The organism is Bacillus sp. GbtcB10 (genome assembly GCF_019091365.1).
In the GTDB taxonomy this organism is placed as follows: Bacteria; Bacillota; Bacilli; order Bacillales; family Bacillaceae; genus Bacillus; species Bacillus altitudinis.
In genome coordinates, this window is sequence record NZ_JAGXJP010000007.1 from 56047 (window position 1) to 62334 (window position 6288).

Genomic DNA, 6288 nt, shown 5'->3' on the forward strand with positions numbered 1-6288 from the left:
TTCTATGATCCCCCTAGTGAAATACGAAGTGCCTCTGCTACATTTTCTACACCGACTAATTCAATCCCTCTCGGTTTTTTCCATCCATCTATATTCGCCTGAGGAATAAACATTCGTTTAAATCCTAGTTTAGCAGCTTCCTGCACACGCTGTTCAATTCTTGATACTCTTCTGACTTCTCCCGTCAGACCCACTTCTCCTATAAAGCAATCTGCTTGATGCGGCGCTGCATCTTTAAAGCTTGATGCAATACTAACGGCAATAGCCAAGTCTATCGCTGGTTCATCAAGTTTCACACCACCTGCGACCTTTAAATAGGCATCTTGATTTTGCAGCAGCAGCCCTACCCGTTTTTCTAAAACGGCCATAAGCAATGACACTCGGTTATGATCAAGGCCAGTAGCCATTCTCCGTGGATTCCCAAAGCTCGTCGGTGAAATAAGTGCTTGTATCTCCACTAGAACAGGTCTTGTTCCTTCCATTGAGGCAACAACACACGATCCAGATACACCTGCTGACCGCTCTTCTAAGAAGATTTCTGATGGGTTTAATACCTCTGTGAGCCCTTCCTCTCTCATTTCAAAAATCCCTAATTCATTCGTTGAACCAAAACGGTTTTTCACTGCCCGTAAAATACGAAACGTATGATGGCGCTCCCCTTCAAAATAAAGAACTGTATCCACCATATGCTCTAAAAGGCGCGGCCCAGCAATCGAGCCTTCCTTCGTCACGTGACCAACGATAAAAATAGGAATACCATTCGTCTTGGCAATTTTCATCAGCTGGGCAGTGCATTCCCTCACCTGAGAAACAGATCCAGGAGCTGACGTGATATCGCTTTGATAAACGGTTTGAATTGAATCGACCACAACAAAAGCGGGTTTCATCTCTTGTATAGCAGACGTTATATACTCCATATCGGTTTCAGCCAAAACATGTAAAGAGGCACTTTCAATACCGAGACGGTCCGCCCTAAGCTTCGTTTGTTTGATTGATTCCTCACCAGATATGTATAACACATTCTGATTTTGATCTGATAGCTGTGCTGAAACTTGTAATAATAGTGTGGACTTCCCAATCCCAGGATCACCGCCAATAAGAACGAGTGAACCTTTGACAATTCCACTTCCTAATACTCGGTTAAATTCTTCTAAATTCGTTTTAATTCGGGGTTCTTCGGATGTTTCAATTGCAGATATAGGTGAAGGTTTTTGAATGGTTTGAACAGAATGATTAAACGCACTTCGACGATTTGCCGGCTCTTTACGAACGACCTCTTCTGTCATACTGTTCCAAGTGCCGCAGCCGGGACATTTCCCCATCCATTTGGCTGACTCATAACCGCACGATTGGCATATAAATTTTGATTTTGACTTAGCCATAGATTGAAGAATACAACTCCTTATACTGGTCAGAAAATAAGTAAAGGGAGGCATCCAACTTACTGGTATGCCTCACACTTTTTTCTTACTATATTAGTTCGTAGCAGCCGTTGCTTTTACGACAATTTCTCCATCTTCTACATCTAATACGATATGTTGGCCCTTTTCAATATTGCCTTTCAGCAATTCCTCAGAAAGTCGATCCTCGACGTGCTTTTGAATCGCTCTTCTTAACGGACGAGCACCATACTCAAGATCTACGCCTTCGTCGGCAATCTTGGCTTTTGCTGCTTCCGTCAATTCAATTGAAAGGTCCTGCTCTTTTAGTCGTTTTGTCAATTGATCAGACATGAGAGACACAATCTCTTTTAGATGTTTCTTTTCGAGTGAGTGGAAGACAATGATTTCATCAATACGGTTGATGAACTCCGGTCTAAACGCACGTTTCAACTCACCCATTACTTTGCCTTTCATATCTTTGTAATTTTGACTTTCATCCTGCACGTTAAAGCCAACATATTTATTGCGCTTCAGCTCACTAGCTCCAACGTTTGAAGTCATAATCAAAATCGTATTTCTAAAGTCAACAGTACGACCTTTAGAATCAGTGAGACGACCATCTTCTAACACTTGAAGTAAGATGTTAAACACATCAGGGTGCGCCTTTTCAATCTCATCTAGAAGCACGACAGAATACGGCTTTCTTCTCACTTTTTCAGTCAGCTGACCGCCCTCATCATAGCCCACATAGCCTGGAGGTGATCCAACAAGTCTTGAAGTCGAGTGTTTTTCCATGTACTCAGACATATCAATACGAATCATCGCTTCTTCATCACCGAAGATAGACTCAGCGAGTGCTCTTGCAAGCTCAGTCTTACCAACACCTGTTGGCCCTAAGAAAATAAAGGAGCCTATCGGACGTTTCGGATCTTTTAGTCCAGCACGGGCACGTCTTACAGCTTTTGCAACAGCAACAACTGCTTCATCCTGTCCAATGACGCGAGAGTGGAGCAATTGTTCCATGTTTAGAAGCTTATCTGTTTCTGTTTGAGCAATTTTTGAAACAGGTACTCCCGTCCAGCTAGAAACAACCATTGCGATATCATCCACAGAAACCTCTGAATTCTCTTGTCCCTGCTTTTCTTTCCAAGATTTCTTCGTCACTTCTACCTTTTCACGCAAACGTTGCTCCGTATCACGAAGAGAAGCGGCTTTTTCGAATTCTTGACTTTGAACAGCTGCATCCTTTTCCTTGCGTACTTCATCCAGCTTTTGCTCAAGTTCCTTTAGATTAGGCGGTGTTGTGAAAGAACGTAAACGAACTTTTGAACCCGCCTCATCAATTAAGTCAATCGCCTTATCTGGAAGGAAACGATCAGAGATATAACGATCAGAAAGCTTTACCGCCGCCTCAATGGCTTCATCTGTAATAGACACACGGTGATGTGCTTCATAACGGTCTCTAAGCCCTCTTAAAATTTGAATACTTTCATCAACAGATGGCTGGTCCACTTGAATTGGCTGGAATCGACGTTCAAGTGCAGCATCTTTTTCAATATATTTACGGTACTCATCTAACGTTGTTGCCCCGATACATTGAAGCTCACCACGTGCTAAAGATGGTTTTAGAATATTAGAGGCATCAATCGCACCCTCTGCTCCTCCTGCACCAATCAGTGTATGAAGCTCATCAATGAAGAGAATGATATTTCCAGCCTGACGGATTTCGTCCATGACTTTTTTCAAACGATCCTCGAATTCACCACGATATTTCGTTCCCGCTACAACGGTTCCCATATCAAGTGTCATGACTCGTTTATCACGCAAAATTTCAGGCACTTCGTTGTGAATAATTTGCTGTGCGAGGCCTTCTGCGATCGCTGTTTTACCAACACCAGGCTCTCCAATCAAGACAGGGTTATTCTTTGTTCTTCTACTTAGGACCTCAATGACACGCTGAATTTCTTTGCTACGGCCAATCACAGGGTCCAAGCTGTCCTCTTTCGCAATAGCCGTTAAGTCTCTTGCCAAGCTATCTAAAGTTGGTGTATTGGCATTGCTATTAGATCCTGCCGCAGATGCACCCGTTTCATTGCTGCCTAGAAGCTGCAATACTTGCTGGCGTGCTTTATTTAAGCTTACTCCGAGGTTATTTAAGACACGGGCAGCTACCCCCTCTCCCTCACGAATAAGACCTAAAAGAATATGTTCTGTCCCTACATAGGAATGACCAAGCTTTCTCGCTTCATCCATAGAAAGCTCCGTAACCTTCTTCGCTCTAGGTGTGTAATGAGGAATAGCTTGAGACACCTCTTGCCCTCTTCCAATCAAGCTCTCGACTTCTTTTTGGATTTTATCTGAAACAAGGCCCAGTGCTTCTAATGCTTTTGCGGCGATGCCCTCACCTTCACGTACAAGACCAAGTAAAATATGCTCTGTTCCGATGTTCTTATGGCCTAGGCGAATGGCTTCTTCTTGTGCAAGTGCTAATACCTTTTGAGCTCTTTCAGTGAATCTTCCAAACATCATATCGTTTCATCCTCCTGTCCATTCCTATGCATTTCTAAGCGCAGCCTTTCTCTAATAATTGCTGCTCGTTTTATATCTCTTTCATTTGGTTCCAAGGCTCCTCCTGAATATTGCTGAAGGAAGCCAGGCTGTGTCAAAATCATGAGTTCATTCAGTATATTACTTGAAAGCCCCTTAATGATACCTAAATCAATTCCAAGTCGCACATCTGACAAACACTTAGCCGTTTCCTTAGATTCAATCATGCGACAATTAGCCAAAATCCCCAAGGAACGGTACACTCTGTCTTCAAGTTCAATTTTAGACGTCTGATATAATGCCTTACGTGCAGATCGCTCTTGTTCAATGAGCTGCGCCGTCACACTATTCAAGTCATCTACAATATCTTCTTCTGATTGACCCAGTGTCATTTGATTTGAAATTTGAAAGATGTTTCCTATTGCTTCGCTACCCTCACCATAAATTCCTCTGACCACAAGACCTAATTGATTAATTGCAGGAATAATGCGATTCATTTGTCTTGTCAGGGCTAATGCTGGTAAGTGCATCATGACTGAAGCCCTAATACCTGTACCTACATTGGTCGGACAGCTCGTTAAGTATCCTCGCTTTTCAGAAAACGCATAATCCACTTGCTCTTCAATCCAGTCATCTATTTGGTTAGCTGCTTTTAGTGCATTAGCCAGCTGAAATCCTGGGAACAAGCATTGAATACGAATATGGTCTTCCTCATTCAGCATGACACTGATTTCTTCATTTTCTGAAAGCAAACAGCCTCCAAATCTTGATTCTGCTAAATTGGGGCTAATCAAATGCTTTTCAACAAGTACCCTTTTAGCCAAAGGCTGCGTGTCATTCATTCGAATCAGAACAAAGTTTCCAATGTCCTTCACTTCCTGGCTCGCAAACTTTTGCTCGAATTGCTGAAGAACAGCTTCAGCCTCCTCTTGAGAAAACTGAGTTGGGAAACGAACATGCTCTAGATTGCGTGCCAGCCGAATACGACTGCTTAGAACAATGTCACTTTCTGGTCCTTTCTGTTTCATCCATTGACTTAATGCGTCTTGAATAAAATGCTGGAGCGACATGTCGTTAATCTCCCTCCCTCTGCTGAGATTGCTCATGCTCTAACGCACGAATTTGATCTCGAACTTCCGCTGCTTTTTCAAACTCTTCCTGTTCAATCAGCTGCTTCAGTTCTTGCTGCATTAACTCAAGTTTCCGGCGAACATGCAGACTACCGGCAATCCGTTTAGGGACTTTTCCATTATGGACTGTATTTCCACTATGGACTTTCCTTAAAACAGGATTTAAATACTGATCAAAGGTTCGATAACATTCTGCACAGCCAAAACGGCCTGTTTTCCTGAATTGCTGAAAAGTTAAGCCACACTTAGGACATTGATCCACTTCTCTTGCCTCTTGAAAAATAGATGATCCTTTATTCGCACTTGTGGTAAAGCTAGGATCAATATTCAATAAGCCTGATAATAAGTTGTGAATCGAGAAACCTTGGTTTCCACTCATAGCATATGAATCACTGTTTTCTTTTGCACATTGTTCACATATGTGCATTTCTTGTTTTTCTCCATTTATTACTTTCGTAAAGTGAAAAGTGGCTGGTCTCTCATTGCATTCTTGACAAATCAATCTTTTCACCCGCTTTACTTTAATTTCAAAGCATTTAACATCGCTTTCATCATCCGAGCTCTCAGTTCATCTCGTTCAGGTAAATCAATGTGTAAAACAGAACGGTCCATGACACTAATCATCATCTTTGCTTCTCTTTCGGATAAAATGTTGTTCTCAACAAGACGCATGATGATATGATCAGATGCAGCCTGTGATAAACGATGATATATTTGGGAAATAATGTTGTTCAATAAATCGACTTCATCATTCATTTTGACTTTAATGATACGGATATAGCCACCGCCGCCACGCTTACTTTCGACGATATAACCTCTTTCGCTCGTAAAGCGTGTATTGATAACATAGTTAATTTGTGAAGGTACGCATTGAAACTTATCTGCAATTTCATTGCGTTTAATTTCTAATATTTCTCGACCATTCTGATCCAAGACTTCCTTCAAATACTGCTCGATGATATCAGAAATATTTTGTGCCACTCCGCCTCCTCCTCCATTGACTTTGACTATATTTGACTTTAATCTTACTATAAATTTTTTCGATCGATTTTTCAAGATAATCGCTCAACTAACAATATTATTTCCACATTTATCTGGTGCCAAACGTCCCAAAAACACAAAAAAGACCAGTTCCGATTGGAACTGATCCTTTGAAAAGCTTGGCGGCGTCCTACTCTCACAGGGGGAAACCCCCAACTACCATCGGCGCTGAAGAGCTTAACTTCCGT

The 6288-nt window shown here is 42.0% G+C and carries 5 protein-coding genes and 1 rRNA gene; all 6 read right to left on the reverse strand.

Annotated elements, in window-relative coordinates; translation table 11 throughout:
* Window positions 1-2: 2 nt before the first annotated feature.
* Entirely contained in the window at window positions 3-1382 is a 1380-nt protein-coding gene (radA, locus tag KVT11_RS18765) for a DNA repair protein RadA (protein WP_017359160.1), read from the reverse strand.
* Between the two features lie 93 nt (window positions 1383-1475).
* Entirely contained in the window at window positions 1476-3911 is a 2436-nt protein-coding gene (gene clpC / locus KVT11_RS18770) for an ATP-dependent protease ATP-binding subunit ClpC (protein ID WP_007496263.1), read from the reverse strand.
* Window positions 3908-4999, reverse strand: coding sequence for a protein-arginine kinase McsB (gene mcsB / locus KVT11_RS18775; RefSeq protein ID WP_008345444.1), 1092 nt, complete (start codon window positions 4997-4999; stop codon window positions 3908-3910). Before mcsB ends, clpC begins: the two co-directional genes overlap by 4 nt.
* Window positions 5000-5003: 4 nt before the next feature.
* Complete coding sequence (gene mcsA / locus KVT11_RS18780) at window positions 5004-5561, reverse strand: protein-arginine kinase activator protein McsA (protein ID WP_007496258.1); 558 nt, start codon at window positions 5559-5561, stop codon at window positions 5004-5006.
* Window positions 5562-5575: 14 nt separating this feature from the next.
* Window positions 5576-6040 (reverse strand): CtsR family transcriptional regulator, encoded by a 465-nt coding sequence (locus KVT11_RS18785; protein WP_003217184.1) that lies wholly within the window; start codon window positions 6038-6040, stop codon window positions 5576-5578.
* 177 nt (window positions 6041-6217) lie between these two features.
* Window positions 6218-6288 (reverse strand): 5S ribosomal RNA (rrf, locus tag KVT11_RS21585); the annotation flags it as partial.

Coding starts and splice junctions, on each gene's coding strand:
- clpC (WP_007496263.1), bottom strand. CDS start 3,911: ATGATGTTTGGAAGATTCACTGAAAGAGCTCAAAAGGTATTAGCACTT.
- mcsB (WP_008345444.1), bottom strand. CDS start 4,999: ATGTCGCTCCAGCATTTTATTCAAGACGCATTAAGTCAATGGATGAAA.
- radA (WP_017359160.1), bottom strand. CDS start 1,382: ATGGCTAAGTCAAAATCAAAATTTATATGCCAATCGTGCGGTTATGAG.